At 75.7% G+C, this 21,776-nt stretch carries 18 protein-coding genes; 10 read left to right on the top strand and 8 right to left on the bottom strand.

Annotated features, from left to right (window positions below):
• Positions 1-4: 4 nt before the first annotated feature.
• The 4 genes from map to aceA all read right to left on the bottom strand — a co-directional run bounded on the left by map (position 5) and on the right by aceA (position 5,518).
• On the bottom strand, positions 5-769 hold the full coding sequence (gene map, locus BKA21_RS11370) for a type I methionyl aminopeptidase (protein WP_140458290.1): 765 nt from the start codon (positions 767-769) through the stop codon (positions 5-7).
• A 348-nt stretch (positions 770-1,117) separates the two neighbouring features.
• Complete coding sequence (locus tag BKA21_RS11365; RefSeq protein WP_140458289.1) at positions 1,118-2,365, bottom strand: APC family permease; 1,248 nt, start codon at positions 2,363-2,365, stop codon at positions 1,118-1,120.
• A 100-nt stretch (positions 2,366-2,465) separates the two neighbouring features.
• Positions 2,466-4,121 carry a malate synthase A gene (gene aceB / locus BKA21_RS11360; RefSeq protein WP_140458288.1) on the bottom strand — a complete coding sequence of 552 codons (1,656 nt, stop codon included), beginning with the start codon at positions 4,119-4,121 and terminating at the stop codon, positions 2,466-2,468.
• A gap of 29 nt (positions 4,122-4,150) precedes the next feature.
• Positions 4,151-5,518 carry an isocitrate lyase gene (gene aceA, locus BKA21_RS11355; protein ID WP_140458287.1) on the bottom strand — a complete coding sequence of 456 codons (1,368 nt, stop codon included), beginning with the start codon at positions 5,516-5,518 and terminating at the stop codon, positions 4,151-4,153.
• Between the two features lie 148 nt (positions 5,519-5,666).
• Between aceA and BKA21_RS11350 the strand changes: the two genes are divergently transcribed.
• Positions 5,667-6,329, top strand: coding sequence for a hypothetical protein (locus BKA21_RS11350; protein ID WP_140458286.1), 663 nt, complete (start codon positions 5,667-5,669; stop codon positions 6,327-6,329).
• Between the two features lie 48 nt (positions 6,330-6,377).
• On the opposite strand, the gene BKA21_RS11345 is transcribed toward BKA21_RS11350, so the two are convergent.
• Both BKA21_RS11345 and BKA21_RS11340 read right to left on the bottom strand, forming a co-directional pair.
• Entirely contained in the window at positions 6,378-6,836 is a 459-nt protein-coding gene (locus BKA21_RS11345) for a nitroreductase/quinone reductase family protein (protein WP_140458285.1), read from the bottom strand.
• 68 nt (positions 6,837-6,904) lie between these two features.
• Complete coding sequence (locus BKA21_RS11340) at positions 6,905-7,972, bottom strand: LacI family DNA-binding transcriptional regulator (RefSeq protein WP_203793595.1); 1,068 nt, start codon at positions 7,970-7,972, stop codon at positions 6,905-6,907.
• 236 nt (positions 7,973-8,208) lie between these two features.
• Between BKA21_RS11340 and BKA21_RS11335 the strand changes: the two genes are divergently transcribed.
• The 6 genes from BKA21_RS11335 (at position 8,209) to BKA21_RS11310 (ending at position 15,691) form a co-directional block, all read left to right on the top strand.
• On the top strand, positions 8,209-9,864 hold the full coding sequence (locus BKA21_RS11335; protein WP_140458284.1) for an HAD-IA family hydrolase: 1,656 nt from the start codon (positions 8,209-8,211) through the stop codon (positions 9,862-9,864).
• Positions 9,865-9,920: 56 nt separating this feature from the next.
• Positions 9,921-10,907, top strand: a complete 987-nt coding sequence (locus BKA21_RS11330; RefSeq protein WP_140458283.1) for a DUF8171 family membrane protein — start codon at positions 9,921-9,923, stop codon at positions 10,905-10,907.
• Positions 10,904-12,655: an ABC transporter ATP-binding protein gene (locus tag BKA21_RS11325; protein WP_140458282.1), complete on the top strand. Its 1,752-nt coding sequence runs from the start codon at positions 10,904-10,906 to the stop codon at positions 12,653-12,655. The genes BKA21_RS11330 and BKA21_RS11325 overlap by 4 nt, the downstream gene beginning before the upstream one ends.
• Positions 12,652-13,473 carry an energy-coupling factor transporter transmembrane component T family protein gene (locus BKA21_RS11320; RefSeq protein ID WP_140458281.1) on the top strand — a complete coding sequence of 274 codons (822 nt, stop codon included), beginning with the start codon at positions 12,652-12,654 and terminating at the stop codon, positions 13,471-13,473. Before BKA21_RS11325 ends, BKA21_RS11320 begins: the two co-directional genes overlap by 4 nt.
• 67 nt (positions 13,474-13,540) lie before the next feature.
• Positions 13,541-13,951, top strand: a complete 411-nt coding sequence (locus tag BKA21_RS11315) for a TIGR03618 family F420-dependent PPOX class oxidoreductase (RefSeq protein WP_140458280.1) — start codon at positions 13,541-13,543, stop codon at positions 13,949-13,951.
• 156 nt (positions 13,952-14,107) lie between these two features.
• Positions 14,108-15,691: an XRE family transcriptional regulator gene (locus BKA21_RS11310; protein ID WP_140458279.1), complete on the top strand. Its 1,584-nt coding sequence runs from the start codon at positions 14,108-14,110 to the stop codon at positions 15,689-15,691.
• A gap of 49 nt (positions 15,692-15,740) precedes the next feature.
• Here the strand turns inward: BKA21_RS11310 and BKA21_RS11305 are convergent, their stop codons facing one another.
• On the bottom strand, positions 15,741-16,376 hold the full coding sequence (locus tag BKA21_RS11305; RefSeq protein WP_140458278.1) for a GNAT family N-acetyltransferase: 636 nt from the start codon (positions 16,374-16,376) through the stop codon (positions 15,741-15,743).
• A gap of 92 nt (positions 16,377-16,468) precedes the next feature.
• On the opposite strand from BKA21_RS11305, the gene BKA21_RS11300 reads away from it, so the two are divergent.
• Entirely contained in the window at positions 16,469-17,152 is a 684-nt protein-coding gene (locus tag BKA21_RS11300; RefSeq protein ID WP_140458277.1) for a TetR/AcrR family transcriptional regulator, read from the top strand.
• Positions 17,153-17,183: 31 nt separating this feature from the next.
• Here the strand turns inward: BKA21_RS11300 and BKA21_RS11295 are convergent, their stop codons facing one another.
• On the bottom strand, positions 17,184-19,136 hold the full coding sequence (locus BKA21_RS11295; protein WP_140458276.1) for a glycoside hydrolase family 15 protein: 1,953 nt from the start codon (positions 19,134-19,136) through the stop codon (positions 17,184-17,186).
• Between the two features lie 296 nt (positions 19,137-19,432).
• Between BKA21_RS11295 and BKA21_RS11290 the strand changes: the two genes are divergently transcribed.
• Both BKA21_RS11290 and BKA21_RS11285 read left to right on the top strand, forming a co-directional pair.
• Positions 19,433-20,407: a hypothetical protein gene (locus BKA21_RS11290; RefSeq protein WP_140458275.1), complete on the top strand. Its 975-nt coding sequence runs from the start codon at positions 19,433-19,435 to the stop codon at positions 20,405-20,407.
• Positions 20,408-20,582: 175 nt separating this feature from the next.
• Complete coding sequence (locus BKA21_RS11285; RefSeq protein ID WP_140458274.1) at positions 20,583-21,752, top strand: AI-2E family transporter; 1,170 nt, start codon at positions 20,583-20,585, stop codon at positions 21,750-21,752.
• The last annotated feature ends 24 nt before the right edge of the window (positions 21,753-21,776 follow it).

Raw genomic sequence — 21,776 nt, 5'->3', positions numbered from 1 at the left:
AGGGTCAGTCGCGGGCGGTGAGGACGACCGGGCCGCGCTTGGTGATGGCGATGGTGTGCTCGGCGTGCGCGGTCAGGGAGCCGTCGGCGCTGCGGATCGTCCAGCCGTCGGGGTCGACGACGTACGCGTCGCCGCCGGCCATGAACCAGGGCTCGATCGCGATGACCAGGCCCGGCTTGAGCCGCTCCCCGGTGCCGGCGCGTCCCAGGTTCGGCACGTGCGGGTCCTCGTGCATGGTGCGGCCGACGCCGTGGCCGCCGAAGTCCGCGTTGATGCCGTAGCCGGCCTGCCGGCCGATGCGGCCGATCGCGGCGGACACGTCGCCCATGCGTGCACCGGGCTGCGCGGCGGCGATGCCCGCGGCGAGAGCCCGCTCGGTGGTGAGGATGAGCTGCTGCGCCTCGGGCGTGGGGGTGCCGAGCTGGAACGTCAGCGCGGAGTCGGCGACCCACCCCTCGACCTCCGCGGCGATGTCGACGCTGAGCACGTCGCCGTCCTGGAGCACGAGGTCCGACGGCAGGCCGTGCAGGGCCGCGTCGTTGACGGACGTGCACAGCACCCCGGGGTACGGGATCGCGCCGAAGCTCGGGTGGTAGCCGAGGTACACCGAGCGGGCACCGGCCTCGTCGATGAGGCGGTGCGCGTGCGCGTCCAGGTCGTTCGTCGTCATGCCGACCTGCGCGTACTCGCGCAGCGAGGTCAGGACGGACGCGATGAACCGCCCCGCGGGGCGCATCTGCTCGATCTCGGCGGGTGTCTTGAGTGCCACGGGGCCAGCCTCTCATCCGGGCGGGGTGCCGGAGCCGGGCAGGCAACAGCCCGTGGGCCGGACCCCTCGGAAGAGGTCCTGCCGCGAAGGACGAGGTCGCGGCAACCCACGGGCTGCGGTGACTGCCGGAGATTCACCAGCCGCCCGGCCGGGTTGCCGGCGGGGCGATCAGCGGATCGAGCAATCCGTCCGATGCTTCGGGCGACTAGCGGGCAGCCACCTCACGCGTCCGGAGAGACTTCATGTCTCGGACCACCTCCCTTCAGTGTGCGACCGACGCTACGCCGCGTCCGGGGAGGCGCCAACGGCTTTTTCGCGCGGATCTGCGGCGCATGCTCAGCGAGCCGGTCAGCGGGCGAGGTGCAGCCGGGCGGCCCGGCCCAGCACGCCCGTGACCAGCACCGCAGCCCCCACGACCAGGCTTGGCGCGGGCAGGGTGACGACGAGGACGACGCACCCGACGAGGCCCACGGCCTGCAGCGTGCGCGGGGTGCGACGGGCGGCGCCGCGCTGCCGGGACGCGGCGAGGTTGGCGACCGCGTAGTACACGAGCACCCCGAACGACGAGAAGCCGATGACCCCGCGCAGGTCCACGGTCAGCACGAGCGCCAGGACGACGGCGCCGACGACGAGCGTGGCCCGGTGCGGGACCTGCCGCACCGGGTGCACGGCCGCGAGCGCCCCGGGCAGGTCGTGCTCGCGCGCCATGGCCAGCGACGTGCGTCCGACGCCCGCGAGCAGGGCCAGCAGGGCGCCGAGGGACGCGGCTGCGGCCCCGACGCGCACGAGCGGGCCGGCCCACGTCCACCCGGTCGCGGCGACGGCGTCGGCCACGGGTGCGGACGACGCGGCGACCCCCTCGGCGCCGAGCACGCCGAGGACCGTGACGGCGAGCAGCACGTAGACGACCATCACGGTGCCGAGCGCCACGGTGATCGCGCACGGGATGGTGCGGGCGGGGTCGACGACCTCCTCGCCGAGGGTGGCGATGCGCGCGTAGCCGGCGAACGCGAAGAACAGCAGGCCGGCGGACTGGAGCACGCCGTACGCCCCGCCGGTCGCAGCGCCGCCGGCCAGGCCGCCGACGTCCCACGCGCCGCCCGCCGCGCCGGCCACGACCACGACGGCGAGGGCGACGAGCACGAGCGCGACCAGCACCCGGGCGACGCGGGCGGTGCGGGTGACGCCGGCGAGGTCGACGGCCACGAGCGCGACGACCGCGGCCGCCGCGGCGGGGCGCTGCCACGGCTCGGGCACGGCGTAGGCGGCGAACGTCATGGCCATGGCCGCGCAGCTCGCGGTCTTGCCGATCACGAAGCCCCATCCGGCGACGAACCCCCACCACGGCCCGAGCTCGGCACGCCCGTAGGCGTAGGTACCGCCCGCGACGGGGTGCACCGCGGCGAGCTGGGCGGTCGCGGTGGCGTTGGCGTACGCGACGACGGCGGCGACGACGAGGCCGACCAGCAGCCCGGCACCGGCGGCCTGCGCGGCGGGCGCCCACACGGCGAACACCCCGGCACCGAGCATGGCGGACAGGCCGACGACGACCGCGTCGGTCAGGCCGAGGCGGCGGGCGAGCGCGGGCGAGGTCACCGCGCGAGCCTAGGGTCGGTGCGCGTCGTCGCCCGGCCGTCAGGGGTGACGGCCGGGCGACGGGACGGCGACGGGCCGGTGACGTGCGAGCCGGTCCCGGTCAGGTGCGCGTGACCAGGTGCCGGGTGTACGCGGGGACCGTGAGGAACGTCGGGAAGTCCTCGCCGAGCGCGACCTCCCGCAGCAGCGCCGCGGCGTCGTCGTACCGGTCGCCCGGCGTGCGGGGCAGCCCGTCGAGGACGTCGGCGAGCACCGCCTCGACGGCGGCCGCGTCCAGGTGCGTGCCCTCGGCGGTCGTGACGCCCTGGTGCACCCACTGCCACAGCTGCGAGCGGGAGATCTCGGCGGTGGCCGCGTCCTCCATCAGGTGGTCGATCGCGACGGCGCCGGTGCCGCGCAGCCACGCCTCGAGGTACCGCAGCGCCACCGACACGTTCGTGCGGACGCCACCGTCGGTGACCGCCCCGGGCTCGCCGCCGCCCGCGGACGCGACGTCGAGCAGGTCGGCGGCGGTGACCGCGACGTCCTCGCGGAGCCGGTCGCGCTGGTCGGGCCGGTCGCCGAGCGCGTCGTCGAACACCGCCCGGGCGACGGGGACGAGGTCGGGGTGCGCGACCCACGTGCCGTCGAACCCCTGCCCGGCCTCGCGCTCCTTGTCGGCGCGGACCTGCGCGAGCGCCCGCGTGGTGACCTCGGGGTCGCGGCGGTCCGGGATGAAGGCGCTCATGCCGCCGATCGCCTGCGCACCCCGGCGGTGGCACGTCGCGACGAGCAGGTCGGTGTAGGCGCGCATGAACGGCACCGTCATCGTCACCCGCGCCCGGTCGGGCAGCACGAACCGCGTGCCGCGGGCCCGGAACGTCTTGATGACGCTGAACACGTAGTCCCAGCGGCCGGCGTTCAGGCCCGCGCAGTGGTCGCGCAGCTCGTAGAGGATCTCCTCCATCTCGAACGCGGCCGTGATCGTCTCGATGAGGACGGTCGCGCGGATCGTGCCGTACGGCAGGCCGAGGTACGCCTCGGTGAAGCGGAACACCTCGTCCCACAGCCGCGCCTCCAGGTGCCCCTCGATCTTGGGCAGGTACAGGTACGGGCCGCGGCCGGAGTCGACGAGCGCCCGGGCGTTGGTGAACAGGTACAGCCCGGCGTCGACGAGGCTCGCGGACGACGAGCACTCCTGGCCGGCGCGGTCGGTGAACCGCACGTGCTTCTCGGTCAGGTGCCAGCCGCGGGGGCGGAACACGATCGTCGGGGTGGTGGCGCCGACGCGGTACTCCTTGCCCTCGGGGCTGGTGAAGTCGACCTGGCCGCGGATCGCGTCGTGCAGGTTGACCTGCCCGGAGACGACGTTGCCCCAGGTGGGGCTCATGGCGTCCTCGTGGTCCGCCAGCCACACGTGCGCGCCGGAGTTGAGCGCGTTGACGGTGGTCTTGCGGTCGGTGGGGCCGGTGATCTCGACGCGACGGTGCTCCAGGCCGGGGCCGGGGCCCGCGACGCGCCACGTCGGGTCGGCGCGCAGGTGCGCGGTGATCGGCAGGAAGCCGGGGTCGGCACCGTTGGCGAACCGGTCGCGGCGGCGCTGCCGGGCCGTGAGCAGCTCCTGCCGGCGGCCGGCGAACCGGGCGTGCAGGTCGGTGAGGAAGTCCAGCGCGGGCCCGGTGAGGACGGTCTCGCTCCCGGGCACGGCGGGCCCGACGACGACGAGCCGCTCGCGCGGTCCGGTACGGGTGGGGGGTGGTGCGTCGACGAGGGTCATGGCGGTGCTCCGTCTCGTGAGGGCGTGGGTCAGTGGAACTGCGACGTCTCGGTGGAGCCGGCGAGGGCGAGGGTGGTGCTCGTGGGGTCGATCGCGGTGGCGACCTGGTCGAAGTAGCCGGTGCCCACCTCGCGCTGGTGGCGCGTCGCGGTGTAGCCGTCGGCCTCGGACGCGATCTCGGCGTCCTGGAGCTCGACGTACGCGCTCATGCCGCGCTCGGCGTAGCCGCGGGCGAGGGTGAACATCGAGTGGTTGAGGGCGTGGAAGCCCGCGAGGGTGATGAACTGGAACGCGTACCCGTGCCCCGCGAGCTCGCGCTGGAAGCGGGCGATCTGCCCGTCCGTCAGGTGCGAGCGCCAGTGGAACGACGGCGAGCAGTTGTACGCCAGCAGCTTGCCGGGGTGCTGCTCGTGGATCCGCTCGGCGAACTCCACCGCGAGCGCGAGGTCCGGCGTGGCCGTCTCGACCCACAGCAGGTCCGCGAACGGTGCGTACGCGTCCTGGCGGGCGAGCACCGCGTCGAGCCCGGGGGTGACCCGGTGGTACCCCTCGGCGGTCCGCTCGCCGGTGAGGAACGGGTGGTCCCGCTCGTCGACGTCGGAGGTGAGCAGGTCGGCGCCGAGGGCGTCGGTGCGGGCGACGACGAGGGTGGGGACGCCCGCGACGTCGGCGGCGAGCCGCGCGGCGGACAGCGTCCGCACGTGCTGCGACGTCGGGACGAGGACCTTGCCGCCCAGGTGCCCGCACTTCTTCTCCGCGGCGAGCTGGTCCTCCCAGTGCACGCCCGCGGCACCGGCGGCGATCATCGCGTGCATGAGCTCGTAGGCGTTGAGCGGCCCGCCGAACCCGGCCTCGGCGTCGGCCACGATCGGCGCGAGCCAGTCGCGGGTGGGGGCGCCGTGCTCCGCGACGTCGACCTGGTCGGCGCGCAGCAGCGCGTTGTTGATGCGCCGGACGACGGCGGGCACCGAGTTGGCGGGGTACAGCGACTGGTCGGGGTACGTCTGGCCCGACAGGTTCGCGTCGGCGGCGACCTGCCACCCGGACAGGTAGATCGCCTCGAGACCGGCCTTGACCTGCTGCACGGCCTGGTTGCCGGTGAGCGCGCCGAGCGCCGGCACGTGGGTGCGGGTGTGCAGCAGCTCCCACAGCCGCTGGGCGCCGCGCCGGGCGAGCGTCGGGTCCTCACGGACCGAGCCGCGCAGCCGGACGACGTCCTGCCCGGTGTGCCGCCGCTGCACGCCCGCCCAGCGGGGGTCGGTGCGCCAGGCGTGCTCGATCTGCTCGGCGGTCTCGCGCTGGTCGCCCGGGAGCACGCGGGGCACGTCGACGACGACGCGGCCGGCGCCGGGCGCCGTGGGGGCGAGGGACGTGGGGGTGGCGGTCGGTGCGGTCATCGCGTCCTCCGGTGGGGTCGGCTGGAGCCCCCACGCTGGACCCCGCAGCACCCGCCCGGACCGTCCCGCACCCCGGAAGATCGGCCCGTCTTCCGCCCCCGGCAAGCCCTGCCGCTCTTCCGGGCCCCGGCTCCCTAGGGTGGCGGGCGTGACGCCGACCGGGACGCGTGCCGAGCGACGCCGGGCTGCCGCCGGCACGGACCTGACCGCAGCCGGCGCCGCGGAGCTGGCCACGGACCCCGACCGCCAGGTCCGTCAGGCGATCGCCGCGAACCTCCGCACGCCCGACGCGACGCTGCTGGGCCTGCTGACCGACCGCGACTTCCACGTGCGGTGGAACGCGGCGCAGAACCCGGCGGCGAGCGACGTCGTCCGGGCGCGGGCGCTGGAGCTCGGCGGCGACGTCGCAGCGGCGGTCGGCCAGCTCGCCCGCTCCCTGAGCCCGGCTCTCGTCGATGCTGTCGTGGCGCACGCGGACCGGCGGGTCCGCGAGCAGGCCATCTGCGTCGAGCCGGCGGTGCACCGCCGGCTGGCGGCGGACCCCGAGAGGCTCGTCCGCCGTCAGGTCGCGGCGTACACCGCGGACCCGGACCTCCTTGCCGGGCTGGCCGGGGACCGGGCCGCCGAGGTCCGGTTCGCGGTGGCGCAGAACCTCGCCTGCCCGCGGGCCACGGTGCTCGCGCTGGCGGGCGACCGGTCGAAGGTCGTGCGGTGGGGCGTGATGGCGCACCGGCGGGGCGACCACGAGCTCAGCGCGCTGCTGAAGGACGACCCGGACGAGCACGTGCGCGTCGCCGCCGGTTCGTGGTGAACGCCTGGCTGCCGGCTGGCGACGCCGGGTGGTCCGTGGCCGGTCCGGTCAGCGCGCGGTGAGGCGGACCACGGGGATCTCGCGGTCGGTGCGCTGCTCGTAGCGGCCGAACTGGGCCGTGGTCGCGACGATCTGCGTCCAGGCGGCGGCGCGCTCCTCGCCGTGCAGCTCGTCGGCGGTCACGGGGGTGCGCACGCCACCGATCTCGACCTCGACCTGGTCGGGGTGCGCGGCGACGTTGTAGTACCAGGCCGGGTGGTCGGCCGAGCCGCCGGCCGACGCGACGACGAGGCGGGTGCCGTCCGGTCCGGGGAACCATGCGAGCGGCGTCTGGCGGGGCTCGCCGCTGCGTCGGCCGATCGTGTGCAGCACCAGCACGTCCATGCCCATGAAGGACTGGCGGCCCGAGCGGCGCGTGCGCCACGACACGATCCGGTTGAAGAACCGCACGAACGGGCCCCGCGGCGGTGTGCCGCCCCGCGAGCCCCGAGGGGTGGTGAACGACATGGGTCGCCTCCGTCCTGTCCGGGCGAGCCTACGACGCGGGCGTGTGCGGGGTCGGGTGGTCGGCCCGGTCAGGGCGGCGGCGGTGCCGTCGAGGCGCGGACGGTCAGGCCCGGGGAGACGACGACGTGGCGGGGCTGCGCGCCGCGGAGCTGGGCGTCGAGCATCTGGACGGCGCGGCGGCCCATGTGCAGGCGGGGCTGGTCGACGCTGGTCAGCGCGGGGCGGACCTGGGCGGCACGGTCGGTGTTGTCGTAGCCGACGACGCTGAGGCGGTCGGGCACGGCCACGCCCGCGTCGAGGGCGGCGCCGAGCAGCGCGGTGGCGTGCCGGTCGGTGGCGGCGAACACCGCCGTGGGGGCGTCCGGGCCCCCGGCGCGGATGCGCTCCACGAGGGCCGCCAGCGCGTCGGCGGTCCCGGAGGCGGGCGCCGGGGTGCGCGTGGCCCACGGGTCGCGGGCCGTGGCGGGGTCGGCGACGACGACCTCGGCGCGGTCCTCCAGGCCGAAGGCGCGCATGGTCGCGGTGAACGCCTCGGCGCGGGCGCGGGCGGCGGCGCTCGACGCGGACGTCAGGTGCGCGACCCGGCGGTGGCCGAGCGCGACCAGGTGCTCCAGGGCGGCGCGGGTGCCGGCGGCGTCGTCGCCGTGCACGGCACCGACCTCGTCGGGCACGGCGTCGGGGCGGCCGACCACGACGGTCGGCACACGGCGCCCGAGCTCGGCGAGCTGGTCGTGGTCCAGCAGGCCGGTGACCAGCACGAGGCCGTCGACGCCGAGGCCGAGCATCGCGTCGACGCGGGCGGCGAGGGTCCGGGCGTCGCGGCGGCCGTGGCCGAGCAGCACGCCCAGGCCGTGCTCGTCGGCGGCGTCCTCCACGCCGTGGGCGACGTCGGTGTGGAACGCGGAGTGCAGGTCGGTGAGGACGACGCCGAGCAGCCCGCTGCGCCCGCGCGCGAGGCTGCGCGCCCACGAGTTGGACCGGTAGCCGATCTCCTCAGCCGCCTCGAGCACGCGCCGGCGGGTCGCGTCGCTGACGCCGGGGTCGCCGCGCAGCGCGAGCGAGACCGCCGACTTGGAGACGCCGGCGGTCAGCGCGACGTCGACGATCGTCGGTCGGTGGGTGGCGGTGCGCGGCACAGGTCAGTGGTATCCGGCCCGAGGACCGGGAGAACGTCGGGACGGTGACCGGGGTCCGTCGTCCGGGTGACGGCCCGGCCAACACGAACGGGTGATGGAACGCTCCAGCGCCGCGTCCTGGAGCGTTCCACGGTCGTTCGTCCGACCGTCGCCCCGCGGCCGTGCGCCCTCCCTAGCGTCGTCGTCGACCGCCGGAGCCACCGGGCCCCGCGCGGAACCGACGCGAAGGACCGCCCGTGACGACGACGCCCACGACCCGCCCGACGACGGCACCGGCCGCACCCGGCAGCGCGCTGGACGTCGCGCCGCACGCGCTGCTGCTCGACTTCGGCGGCGTGGTGTTCGAGACGTCGAAGGTGCCCGGCGGGCGCGACGACGTCACGGCGGAGCTCGTGGCGCTGCTGGCGCGCGCGGGGCAGCACATCGACCCGGTACGGGTGCGCACCTCGCTCGACGCGGCGCTGACCGCGCTCAAGCACTGGAAGCACGCGTCCAGCCGCCGCCTCGCCCCGCGCGAGATGGACCACCGCGAGGTCGTCGGGGACTTCGTCGCCGCGGACCTGCCGCCCGCCGCCCGCGCGGTGCTCGTCGCGGAGGCCGACCACGTGCTCGACCTGCTGACCAGCCGCCTGTCGACGCACCGCGTGCGCCCGGGCGTGCCCCGGCTGCTCGACCTGGCCGCGGCGCACGGCGTGCGCGTCGGCATCGTCTCCAACGCCCACTCGGGCCTCAGCCACCGCCGCCTCATGGCCGCGCACGGGCTCGACCGGCACGTGGGCGTGCAGGTGTACTCGGACGAGGTCGGCATGCGCAAGCCCGACCCGCGCACCCTGGCGCTGGCCGCGCAGGCGCTCGGCGTGCCGCTCGACGCGTGCTGGTACGTGGGCGACACGCTCGACCGGGACGTCGTCGCCGGGCGGCGCGCGGGGGTCGGCGCGACCCTCGTGACCCGCAGCCACCACACCGACAGCCCGCCGTTCGCGGTCGACGCGGTGCCCGACGCCGTGGTCGACACCCCCGACGGCATCGCGGACCTGCTGGAGCGCGCCCTCGCCACGGACGCCCCGGCGGCGCCCGTCGCGGCGCCGGCCGGCCCGTCCCGCGGCGCGCTGCTCATCGACCACGGCGGCGTCATCTCCACGTCCGTGCCCGACCCCGTGGCGCTCGACGCGTTCGTCGACCACCTGCGCCGCCTGCTCGACGCGCACGCCGACGGCCTGGACGTCGCCCGCCTGCTCGCCGACGGGCGCTCCCGGTACGCGGCGCTCAAGCGCGAGCGCCGCGGTGCCGCCCTCGACGGCGCCCCGCTGCGCGAGGTCGACGCCGTGACCTTCTGGGTCGACGTGGTCGGTGCCGCGCTCGACGACCGGCGCCGCGCGGTGCTGCGCGCGGAGGCGCACGACCTGACCTACCGGTTCGGGCGCGCCAAGAGCCGCCGCGCGCTGCGCCCCGGCGTGCGCGCCCTGCTGGAGCACGCCCGCGAGCGCGGCATGCCCGTGGTCGTCGTCTCCAACACCGTCAGCGGGCGGGCGGTGCGCGCGGAGTGCGCGGCGCACGGGCTGACCGAGCTGGTCGGGGCGTCGGTGTGCTCCGACGAGAACGGGCACCGCAAGCCCGACCGCCGGCTCGTCGCGGAGGCCCTGGCCGTGGCGGACGCCGACCCGGCCGCGTCGTGGTTCCTGGGCGACAAGCCCGAGAACGACGCGGTGGCCGCGCGGGCCTGCGGGGTCGGGCGGCGCGTGCTGGTGCGCGGCGGGTCGACGCCGGACGTCGAGCTCGACGCGGCCCTCGCGCGCGGCCTGGCCACCGACGTCGTCGACGACCCGACCGGGCTGCTCACGCTGCTGCGCGCGCACACCCCGGCAGTCGCGCGTCTGACCCTGCCCGCCTGATGCGACCTGACCGACCGTCCCTGCACGCCCGAGCCGTCCCCCGACCGGAGGCCACGATGTCCCTGCACACCGGCTCCCCCGCCGTCCCCGACGACAGCACGACCGAGCGCACGGCCGAGCGCCGCGGCGCCCTGCGCGGCACCGGGCCCGGCGGCCTGCGCGAGCTCGCGCCGCCGCAGAAGCTCATGGTGTTCGTCCTGTCGATGTCCCTGTTCGGGCTGTCGAACATCCTGCTCGAGGTGGTCCCCGACGTGTCGCTGGGCCCGGTGGACGTCTCGGTGGCGTACTTCGTGTTCGTGCCGCTGACGATGGTGGCGCTGTTCAGCCCGTTCTGGGCGGCGCTCGGCGCCCCGCTCGGCGAGATCGTGTTCACCGACCTGCTCATGGGCGACTTCTCGGGGCTGTCCGAGATCGAGGGCTTCCTGCAGATGTTCCTCGCGCTGTACGTGGCGGGGTCGCTGATCCGCAACCCGCGCAGCCGGGGGCAGATCTGGCTCGGGGCGCTGACGGTCGTGGTGATCGACAAGGTGCTCTCGGCGCTGGTGGACCTGTCGAAGGTGTGGATCGGCGTGGAGGACGCGGAGCTCGTCGAGGGCCTGCCGCAGTCGATCCTGCTGCTCGAGGGCATCGGCCTGGGGGTCGACGTGATCCTGTCGGGCATCCTGTTCGGCGCGATCCCGGCGATGTGGCTGATCCCGGCGCTGCACGGGCGGATCGAGCCGATGCTGGGCCTGCGCCCGCGGGTGCCGGGCGAGCCGGTGCAGGGCACGGCGCCGCGCAGCGCGTGGTTCGTGGTGGTGGCGCTGCTGCTGTCGGTCGCGTCGTTCCTGTTCGCGTTCCTCGAGGCGTGGGACATGTCGGTGGGTGCGTTCGAGCCGGACTTCGTCGGCACGTACGGCACCGGGTTCCTGTGGGTGTCGGTCGCGGCGCTCGTGGTGGTCGGCGGGGCGACGTTCCTCGTGGCCCGGCGCGGCCAGGCCCGGGACGCGGCACGGCGGGGCGGCGCCGACCGTGCCGACAGTGCCGCGCGGGACGCGCGGTGAGCGACCCCGTCATCGCGCTGGAGGCCGTGAGCTTCCGGTACCCCGGCGCCGCGCGGGACTCGCTGCGCGACGTGGACCTGACGGTCGAGCGCGGGGACGTGCTCGCGGTGGTCGGGGGCAACGGGTCGGGCAAGACCACGCTGTGCAAGACGTTCAACGGGCTGGTGCCGCACTACTGGGCCGGCGAGTTCGCGGGGGTCGCGCGGGTCGACGGCGTCGACACGTGGGACTCGTCGGTGGCGGCGCTCTCGGAGCGGGTCGGGTACGTCTACCAGGACTTCCAGCACCAGCTCGTGCGCCCCACGGTGCGCGACGAGCTGGAGTTCGGGCCGGTGAACCGCGGCATGGCCGACCACCGGCAGCGGGCGGCGGAGGCGATGGAGATGCTGCGCATCACGGACCTGGCGGACCGGTTCGTGTGGCAGCTGTCCGGCGGGCAGGCGCACCTGACGGCGCTGGCGTCGGTGCTGGCGATGCGCCCGTCCGTGGTCGTCGTCGACGAGCCCGTGGCCGAGCTGGACCCGGCGCGCGCGGAGGACGTGTACGAGCGGCTGCTCGTGCTCAACCGCGAGCTCGGGCTGACGGTGGTGACGATCGAGCACCACGTGGAGTTCGTCGCCCGGTTCGCGCGGTCGGTGGTGCTGATGGCCGACGGGACGCCGCGCTGGCACCTGCCGGTGGACGAGGCGATGGCCCGCACGGGCGAGCTCGCGGACCACGGGATCCCCGCGCCGCAGGTGGTCCGGGCGGTGCAGGGACTGGGGGTGGACGCGGCGCCGCGCACGGTCGAGCGGGCCGCGGCGCTGCTGCGCCCGCTGCTGGCGGGGCCGCCCGCGCCCGGCCCCGACGGTGCGGCGCCCCTGCCGCCGGCGACGCCGGACAGCGGCGCCGAGCGGGTCTCCGGGCGGGAGGTCGTGGCGCGGGCCGTGGGCGTGCGGCACGCGCGCCGCACCGTGCACGGCGACCTGCACGTCGTGCTGCCGGGCCTCGACCTGGACCTGCACGCGGGCGCGCGGGTCGCGCTGGTCGGCGCCAACGGCGCGGGCAAGACGACGCTGCTGCGCATGCTCGCGGGCATCGACGTGCCGCGCGAGGGCACGGTCGAGCTGGACGGCGTCGACACCCGGTCGGCGCCCGCGCCGCGCCTGGCGGACCTCGCGTCGTACCTGTACCAGGACCCGCGCCGCATGCTGCTGACGCCGAGCGTGCGCGAGGACGTGGCGCTGTTCCCGCGCGGGCGGGGCCGTGCCGACACGGACGAGCTGACGGAGCGGGTGCTGGCGCGCGTGGACCTGACGGACCTCGCGGACCGCGACGGTCGGACCCTCTCGGGCGGGCAGCAGCGGCGCGCCACGCTGGCCGTGGGCCTGGCGATGCGCCCGCGCCTGCTGCTGCTCGACGAGCCGACCGCGAGCCTCGACGTGACGAGCCGGGACGCCGTGACGGCGCTGCTCGCGGACCTGGCGGGCACGATCGCGTGCACGGTGGTCGCGACGCACGACATGCAGCTCGTCGCGGAGTGGGCGTCGCGCGTCGTCGTGCTGGAGGGCGGGGACGTCCTGGCCGACCTGCCGCCGGCGGACCTGTTCGCCCGGCCCGACCTGCTGACGCGCGCGCACCTGGTGCCGCCGCAGGTCACCCAGCTCGGCCTGGCGCTGGGGCTGGACCCGGTGCCGCTGGACGTCGACGGGCTGGTCGCCGCCGTGGCGGCCCGCCGCACGGACGTCGTCGCGGCGGTGGCCCGGTGAGCCGGCAGCACCGCGACGTCCTGTCGCTGGAGTGGGTGCGCCTGGAGCTGGTGCGCACCGCGTACGCCACCCGCGGCGGCGTGCTCGCGGCGATGGACCCGCGGGCGGTGCTGGCCTGGTACGTGCTGCTGGCGCTGGCCCCGTGGTTCACGCACAACCTCACGGTGCTCGCGGCGCTGTTCGCGGTCGGGGCGGTGAGCGTGCTGCTCGCGCGCGTCGGCCCGCTGGTGCTGGGGCTGTTCGGCATCGGTCTGGTGCTCGAGCTCGCGTACATCGCGGGCGCCGCGTGGCTCTTCGGCGGTGACACCCAGACGGTGCTCGCGCTGGTCGAGCTGACCCTCAAGCTCGGCACGGTGTCGCTGGCGAGCATGGCCGCGTTCGTCTCGCTCGACCCCGAGAAGCTCTCCGACGCGCTGCTGGCGATGCGTGCGCCGACGATGCTCGCGTTCGGCGTCAGCTACGGGTACCGGATGCTGCCGCTGCTCGTCGACGAGTTCAGCGACGTCGTGGAGAGCTACCGGCTGCGCACCCCGGCGCCGGCGCCCGGGTTCCTCGCCTGGCGCTCGGTGGTGCGGCTGGTGCGGCTCGTGGTGCTGGCGTTCTACCCGGTGTTCCTCAACACCGCGCAGTCGGTGCGGACCACCGTGGAGGCGCTGGAGACCCGGGGGTTCACCTCGGCCGTCACCGACGGGCGGGGCCGGCGGCTGCGGGTCGGCCACCTCCAGGTGACGGGGTACGACGTCGCGGTGATCGCCGTGACCGCGGGCGCCGTCGCGGTGGCGTTCTGGGCCGGGGCGCAGTGGCCGCTGTTCCGGTGACGCGCCCACGGTCATGATGGTCGGGCCCGCACCCCGCGGGCCCGACCGCCGACGAGAGGACCCGCCCGTGCCCCAGGCTCCCCTGCCCGACGACGTCGCGGCGCTGCTGGCCCGCCCCAACCACGCCGTGATGGCGACCGTCCGGCCCGACGGCGCACCGGTCACCGTGGCGACCTGGTACCTGCTCGAGGACGACGGGCGCGTGCTGCTCAACCTCGACGCGGGCCGCGCGCGCCTGAAGCACCTGCGGGCGAACCCGCACGTGGCCCTCACGGCGCTGGCGGGCGACGACTGGTACACGCACGTGAGCGTGCAGGGCCGGGTCGTGGACATCCACGACGACGTCGACCTGGTCGACATCGACCGGCTGGCGCGGCACTACACGGGCAACCCCTACCGGGTGCGGGACCGCGCCCGGGTCAGCGTGCTCGTCGAGGTCGACCGGTGGCACGGCTGGGGGGCCGCGCAGGCGGACTGACCCCTGGGGCGTCGTCAAGAACTCCGGTCCTTCGCGCCGCGGCTCGCCGCTGCCCGCCGTGGGTCGTCCTCCGCTCGGTCGAGGGACGCAAGAACGCCGGTCCTTCTCGGCGGTGCCGTCTGGACCACTCGCCCGGCACCATGTGACGGTGGTCACATGGTCACGACGGCGTACCGACCCGGCCCCTCCCGACCCCTCCCGCGGGTCGCCGGCGTCCCGCCGCGCCCTGGGGCCCGGGTCACGCCCGGCGAGCGGGGCGCCGGCGGCGGGCAGGGCGCTGCCGGTGGGCAGGGCGCTGCCGGTGGGCAGGACGGCCCCCTCGACACGCTCGTGCTCGGCCGGCGCATCCGGCACCTGCGCACCGCGCGCGGCATGACGCTGGAGGACCTCGGCCGCGCGATCGGCCGCGCGCCGTCGCAGGTGTCCATGCTCGAGAACGGGCACCGCGAGCCGCGCGCGTCGCAGCTCACCGCCGTGGCCCAGGCGCTCGACGTCCCCCTGCGCGAGCTGCTGCGCCCCGAGCCGCCGACGCGGCGGGCGGCGCTCGAGGTCGCGCTCGAGCGCGCGCAGCGCGGGCCCCTGCTCGCCGCGCTCGGGGTGCCGCCGGTCAAGGTCGGGCGGTCCCTGCCCACGGACGCGCTCGACGCGCTCGTGGCGATGGTCGACCAGGTGCAGCGGCTGCTCGTCGAGCACGCCGCGACGCCGGAGGAGGCCCGCCGCGCCAACACCGAGCTGCGGGCCAGGATGCGCGCGCAGGACAACCACTTCCCCGACCTGGAGGAGCACGCCGGCACGCTGCTCGCGGCCGTGGGGCACCGCGGCGGGCCGCTCTCGCAGCGGGCGACCGCCGAGATCGCCGCGCACCTGGGCTTCACGCTGCACCACGTGGCCGACCTGCCGCACTCCACCCGGACCGTGACCGACCTCGCGCACCACCGGATCTACCTGCCGCACGGCGAGCCCGGCGTGCACGACTCGCGCTCGCCGCTGCTGCAGGCGCTGGCCTCGCACGTGCTGGGGCACACCGAGCCGCGGGACTACGCCGACTTCCTCCGGCAGCGCGTCGAGGCCAACTACCTGGCGGCCGCGCTCATGCTGCCCGAGGCGTCCGCGGTGGCGCTGCTGCAGGAGGCCAAGGCCGAGCGACGGCTCTCGGTGGAGGACCTGCGCGACGCGTTCGCGGTGCCGTACGAGACGGCGGCGCACCGGTTCACCAACCTCGCGACCCGGCACCTGGGCGTGCCCGTGCACTTCATGAAGGTCCACGAGGGCGGCACCCTGCACAAGGCGTACGAGAACGACGGGGTGGTGTTCCCGTCCGACCCGCTGGGCGCGATCGAGGGGCAGCCGGTGTGCCGGCAGTGGACCGCGCGGGTGGTGTTCACCCGCGACGACCGGCTGAGCCCGTTCCACCAGTACACCGACACCACGGCGGGCACGTTCTGGTGCACCTCGCGCGTGCAGGGGTCGTCGCAGGGGCACTTCTCGGTGAGCGTCGGCGTGCCGTTCGCGCACGTGCGGTGGTTCCAGGGGCGGGAGACGACGGCGCGCGCGGTGTCCCGCTGCCCGGACCCGACGTGCTGCCGCCGCCCCCCGGAGCCGCTCGCGCAGCGGTGGGCGGACCGCGCGTTCCCGGCGGCCCGCCCGCACGCCAGCCTGCTCGCGGCGCTGCCGGTCGGCGTCTTCCCCGGCGTCGACTCCACCGAGGTCTACGAGTTCCTCGACCGGCACGCACCGTGAGGAGCGCCGGTCAGGCACGTCGGTCAGGCACGTCCGTCAGGCACGTCCGTCAGGCACGGGACGCGACCCGCCCCGACGGTGCCGGCCGCCACATCGCCATCGGCGCCGCGCCCGGCATGCCGCGCACCGGGGCGACCTCGAGGAATCCGTGCCGGCCGTACAGCCGCCGGTTGCGGGGCGTCGAGGACTCCAGGTAGGCGGGCGCGCCCTCGGCGTCGGCGGTGGCCAGGCGCGCGGCGAGCAGCGCCGTGCCGACCCCCAGGCCCCGGGCGTCGGCGCTGACGCCGATCTCCTGCAGGTACCAGTGCGGCTGGCGCGGGCGGTGGTCCTCGAGCGCGCGCTTGGCGGCGATCTGCCGGAGCAGGCCCGCGAGGCCGTCCACGCGCCAGAAGGTGGGCAGCTGGGCGAGCTGCGCCAGCAGCCCGGTCGTGGCGCCGGGCTCCTCCCACACCGCGACGCCGAGGATCTGCGCGTCGCCGGCGCGGCGGGCGACGTCGACCGTGCCGGCCTGGGCGGGGCCCGACCGCATGAGGCCGGTGAACATCCGGCGCACGCGCTCGCGCCGCGTCGGGCCCTCCGGGCCGCCGACCACGGGGGCGAGGGCGGGGTCGTGCTCGAAGGCCTCCGCGAGCACGGCGGCGGCGGCGGGGAGGTCGGCAGGGGCGGCGGGCGTCACGACGATCATCGCGGGTCTCCTCGGTCCGGGTGGGCGGCGAGCGTAACCCGATCTTGGCCATGCGACCAAGTCATGTGGCCAAGTCGGCGTAGGCTGACGCCATGGACGGGACGACGGGACGACGGGACGACGCGGCGCGCACCCCGGACGCGCGGGCGCGGGGCACGCGTGGCGGGACGGGCGGCGGCGCCCACCGGCCGGCGGACGAGCGCCGCGCCCAGCTGCTCGACGCCGCCGTCGAGATCCTGCGCGAGCAGGGCCTGCGCGGCCTGACCACCCGGGCCGTGACCGCACGGGCGGGCGTGACGCACGGGATCTTCCACTACTGCTTCGGCTCCAAGCAGGGGCTCGTCCGCGCCCTGCTCGAGCGCGAGCTCACGGGCACGCTCGACTCCGCCTGGGGGGCGGCGACCGCCGCGGACGACGTGCGCACCGCCCTCCACCAGGGGCTGCTCGCGCAGCTCGACCGCGTCCGCGCCGACCCCGGCCGCCTCGTCCTGCTCGACGAGCTCGTGCGCGCGGCACGGCAGGACCCCGACCTGGAGGACCCGGCGGCCTGGGAGCAGACCCGCTACCTCACCGAGATCGAGGCCCGCCTCGACACCTGGGCGCGCACCGCCGACCTCGTGTGGCTGGCCCCGACCGCCGACGTCGCCGCCCTCGTGCTGGCCACCGCCGACGGGACCGTGCGCACCTGGCTCGTCGACCGCGACGACGACCGGGCGCGGCGCACCGTCGACGTCGCCGCCACCGCGATCGGCTCGCTCGCCCGCCCGCGCCCCTGAGGCGACCGCGCGCGGGCCCGGGACGGACGGCTCAGCCGCCCCGGTTCGGGGGCTCGAAGTGCACGCCGTCGTGGCCGTGCGTCTCCTCGGCCCGGATCACGTGCATGACCGCGTTGATGAGCGCCAGGTGCGTGAACGCCTGCGGGAAGTTGCCCAGGTGCCGGCCCGAGCGCGGGTCGATCTCCTCCGCGTACAGGTTCAGCGTGCTCGCGAACGACAGCAGCCGCTCGCACAGCTCACGGCCCCGCTCCAGCTCGCCGATCTCCACCAGTGCGCTGACCAGCCAGAACGAGCAGATCGTGAACGTGCCCTCCTCGCCGGAGAGCCCGTCGTCGGTCTCCTCGACCCGGTAGCGCAGCACCAGGCCGTCGGCCGTGAGCTCGTCGGCGACCGCCAGCACCGTCGCGCGCACGCGCGGGTCGTCCGGCGGCAGGAACCGCAGCAGCGGCACCAGCAGCAGGGACGCGTCGAGCGCGTCGGAGCCGTAGCGCTGCACGAACACGCCGCGCTCGTCGACGCCGTTGGCGCAGATGTCCGCGTGGATCTCCGCGGCGATCTTCGCCCACTGCTCGGCGAAGTCGTGCTCGTCGTGCATCCGGGCCAGGCGCGCGCCGCGGTCCAGCGCGACCCAGCACATGAGCTTGCTCGAGGTGAAGTGCTGCGGCTCGCCCCGCACCTCCCAGATCCCCCGGTCCGGCTCGTGCCAGTGCCGGATCGCGGCCTCGACCTGCCGCTTGAGGATCGGCCACAGGGCCTCGGGCAGCTGCTCGCGCGAGCGCGTGTGCAGGTACACCGAGTCGAGCACCGCGCCCCACACGTCGTGCTGGCGCTGCTCGTAGGCGGCGTTGCCGATCCGCACCGGCCGCGCGCCCTCGTAGCCGGACAGGTGGGTCAGCTCGTCCTCGTCGAGGCGCTCCTCGCCCCCGACGCCGTACATGATCTGCAGGTCCTTGTTGTCGCGGCAGACGTCGTGGATGAACGCGAAGAAGTCGTTCGCCTCGCGGTCCAGGCCGAGCGTGTACAGGCCCCACAGCGCGAACGTGGAGTCCCGGATCCACGAGTAGCGGTAGTCCCAATTGCGCTCGCCCCCCGGAGTCTCGGGCAGCGACGTCGTCGCCGCCGCGAGCAGCGCACCGGTCGGGGCGTACGTCAGGCCCTTGAGCGTCAGGGCGCTGCGCTGCAGGTAGGCGCGCCACGGGTGGTCGGGGAACACGCCCTGCGTGATCCACTCGCGCCAGTACTCCTGCGTGCGCCACATCATCGCGGCGGCCTCGTCCCACGTGCGCGGCGCGGGCAGCGGCGACCAGGACAGCGCCACGAACGCCTTGTCCCCCTTGGTCATGCGCGTGCGGGCCGAGGCGGTGCGGCCCTCGAGGCCGAAGCGCAGGTTCGACGTCAGGCGCAGCGCCGGGGCGACGACGCCGTGCTGCGGCACCGTGCGGACCTCGTGGTACCCGGTGCCGACGTACTCCCACTCGGCGGCGCCGCGGGCGTAGTCGGGGGCGGGCTCGCAGTCGACCTGCAGGTCCACGGTGCCCGAGACGCACTGCACGGTGCGCAGCAGCACGTGCTCGGCGTCGTGGTCGGTGGGCGTGCGCCGGTGCGTCGTCGAGCGCTCGTCGGTGTTGTGCCACGGGCCCATGACCATCGCGTCGCGCACCACGAGCCACCCCGTCGGGGTCTGCCAGGTCGTCTCCAGCACGAGCGTGCCCGGCAGGTACCGGCGGGCCGCCGGCACACGCATGCCGTGCGGACCGACCCGGAACGAGCCGGCCGCCCGGTCGAGCACCGCCGCGAACACCGACGGCGAGTCCGGCCGGGGCACGCACATCCACTCGACCGCGCCGGACGGCGAGACCAGGCAGTTGGACTCGCAGTCGGACAGGAACGCGTACGAGGCGATGGGCGGGAACGCCGAGCGGTGCTCCTCGTCGGAGACCGCGCGCGAGGTGCGCCCGTGGGCGAGGGACGGCTCGGTGACCATCGGACCAGGGTGCGACGCGGCCCGCCGCCGGGGCCAGCGGCACGGCGTGTCGGAAACAGGGCGTTCACCTCCCCCGTCCCGCAGCCGTTCGGGGCGCTCGTCGGACGACCGTCCGGTTTTCACCCGGCGACACGCCGGGGACACGCCGTTGCACGAGGCGCCCGTTCGGGTGTTCCTGACCGATTTCTGTGAGAAGTCCGATATCTGGCGATGCCTCCCGCTATCGTCCGAGGCGCCCACGGCCGTCGCAGGTCGCGGGCACGTCCCCCCCTCTCGCGGCCGAAGGAGCTCGTCCCGTGCCTCGACGTCTGTCAGTCGTCCTGCTGTCCACCGCCCTCGTCATCGCCCCCGCCACCGCGTCGTTCGCGGGCGGCGGCAACAACCACGGGTCGGGAGGTGGTTCCGGGTACGGCGGAGGCTCGTCCGCCGAGCTCTGCGGCGGCAAGCGCCAGGGTGAGGTCATCCCCTGGTCGGCCTACGACTGCGAGAAGGCCACGGCGTACTACCTCTACAAGAAGGTCGACCCGACCAAGCCCGCCGGCTGGTCCAACAGCGGCCCGCAACACCGCATCGCGCTGCACGACGTGTGGGCCTGGCCCGCCGACGAGGAGAGGCCCCGCTACGAGGCGTCGTACCGGCTGCCCGCCGAGTCCGAGGTCGTCCCCGTCGAGCTGCCCGCCGAGGACGTCGCCGAGGTCTGCGCCGAGCCCGGTGCCTACGGCCTGCAGGTCGACCTCGCGGGCAACGGCATCGCCGGCCGCGAGCTGGACCTCGTCTCGGTGATCCCGGTCGACATCACGCCCCCCGACGGCGGCTTCCACACCAAGAACACGCTCGCGTACTACGGCCACTACGACGTCACGGACGTCGTCGACGTCGAGACGCTGTGCGCGCCGGCGGAGACCCCTGCCCCGACGCCCGAGCCCACGACCCCGGTCGACGACGGCGAGGTCGGCGAGCCCGAGCCCGTCCCCACGCCGGAGCCGACCGTCGAGCCCACGCCCGAGCCGACGCCCGAGCCCACGCCGGTCGACGACGTCGACGTGGACGAGCCGACGCCGGCCCCGACCGACGACGTGTCCGCCGCCGAGCCCACGCCGTCGCCCTCGTCGACGTCCGACGTCCTCGCGGCAACGGGTGACTCCGACGGCGAGTCCCTCGCCGCCACCGGTGCGAACGCGCTGATCGGCGTCCTCGCCGCTCTCGCCGCCCTCGCCGCCGGCGGCGCCCTGGTCCTCGTCCGCCGCCGCGCCGCGCAGGCCGGTCGCTGACGCAGCACCCCGCACCACCCGCAGCGCCCCGCCCGTCGCACCTGACGGGCGGGGCGCTGCGCGTCCGGCCCCTGCCGGCACCGACCCGGCCCGACCGCCCGACGAGCGCCCTCGCCCGCCGCGCCGTAGCGTCGTCGCAGCCGTGCGGCCCCGCACGAGCCCGGACGGAGGACGCATGGGACTGCTCGGCCGACGACGACGCCCGCCTGCCGCACCGCCGCGCACGGCGACGCCGCCCCCGCGGACGCCCGAACCGGCTCCGGCCGCGACCCGTGGGCTGTGGTCGGACGGGTTCGGCACCGCCGGCACCCGGGCCGTGCAGATCCTCGCGATCGTCACCGTCGTCGCCGTCGCCGTCTTCGCGCTGACCCGGCTGACCCTCGTCGTCATCCCCGTGCTCGTCGCCCTGGTCCTGGCCGCCGCGATCAGCCCGCTCGTGGGCTGGCTGCGCCGCCGCGGGCTGCCGTCGCTGCTGGCCACCTGGGTCGCGCTGCTCGCGCTCGTCGCGCTGCTCGCCGGGGTCGTCTGGGCCGTGGTCTGGGCGGTGGTGCGGCAGTGGGACGAGCTCGCGACGCAGGCCGTCGACGGGTTCGACGAGCTGCGCACCTACCTCACGGGCCTGCCGATCGAGATCACCGACCAGCAGATCTCCGACCTGCAGGACACCGCGGCCGGACTGCTGCAGTCCGACGCGTTCGGCTCCGGCGCCATCGCGGGCGTCTCGCAGACCGTCAACTTCGTGACCGGCTTCTTCATCATGGTCGTCGTGCTGTTCTTCTTCCTGAAGGACGGCCCGAAGATCTGGGAGTTCCTGCTGCGGCCCTTCGAGGGGCCGGGGTACGCGCGCGGCCGCCGCGTCGGCGACTCCACCGTCCGCACCCTCGGCGGGTACGTGCGGGGCACCGCGATCATCGCGGCCGTCGACGCGATCGGCATCGGGATCGGCCTCGCCATCGTCGGCGTGCCCCTGGTCATCCCCCTGTCGGTGCTGGTCTTCCTGCTCGCGTTCATCCCCCTCGTCGGGGCGACGCTCGCCGGGATCCTCGCGGCGCTCGTCGCGCTCGTCGCGCTGGGACCCGTCGAGGCCCTGATCGTCGTCGCGATCGTCGTCGTGGTGAACCAGCTCGAGGGCGACCTGCTGCAGCCCGTCGTCATGGGCCGCTCGCTGCGGCTGCACCCGCTGGTCATCCTCGTCGCGCTGACCGCCGGCACCGTGCTCGCGGGCATCACCGGCGCCGTGCTCGCCGTGCCGATCGCGGCCTCGGTGTGGCGCGCGGTCCAGGTGTGGGACGGCGACGACCTGCCGGCCCGGTTCGCGCGGCAGAAGCGGCCCGAGACGGTCTGACCGGCCCGACCGCTCCCCGGGACC

Origin of the sequence: Cellulomonas oligotrophica, from assembly GCF_013409875.1 — a bacterium.
In the GTDB taxonomy this organism is placed as follows: Bacteria; Actinomycetota; Actinomycetes; order Actinomycetales; family Cellulomonadaceae; genus Cellulomonas; species Cellulomonas oligotrophica.
Note: the sequence above shows the minus strand (reverse complement) of the source record. Positions and strands in the feature narration are given on the sequence as shown.

Coding starts and splice junctions, on each gene's coding strand:
- aceB (WP_140458288.1), bottom strand. CDS start 4,121: ATGACCCTCGTCGACGCACCACCCCCCACCCGTACCGGACCGCGCGAG.
- aceA (WP_140458287.1), bottom strand. CDS start 5,518: ATGACCGCACCGACCGCCACCCCCACGTCCCTCGCCCCCACGGCGCCC.
- BKA21_RS11345 (WP_140458285.1), bottom strand. CDS start 6,836: ATGTCGTTCACCACCCCTCGGGGCTCGCGGGGCGGCACACCGCCGCGG.
- BKA21_RS11330 (WP_140458283.1), top strand. CDS start 9,921: ATGTCCCTGCACACCGGCTCCCCCGCCGTCCCCGACGACAGCACGACC.
- BKA21_RS11310 (WP_140458279.1), top strand. CDS start 14,108: ATGGTCACGACGGCGTACCGACCCGGCCCCTCCCGACCCCTCCCGCGG.
- BKA21_RS11305 (WP_140458278.1), bottom strand. CDS start 16,376: ATGATCGTCGTGACGCCCGCCGCCCCTGCCGACCTCCCCGCCGCCGCC.
- BKA21_RS11300 (WP_140458277.1), top strand. CDS start 16,469: ATGGACGGGACGACGGGACGACGGGACGACGCGGCGCGCACCCCGGAC.
- BKA21_RS11295 (WP_140458276.1), bottom strand. CDS start 19,136: ATGGTCACCGAGCCGTCCCTCGCCCACGGGCGCACCTCGCGCGCGGTC.
- BKA21_RS11285 (WP_140458274.1), top strand. CDS start 20,583: ATGGGACTGCTCGGCCGACGACGACGCCCGCCTGCCGCACCGCCGCGC.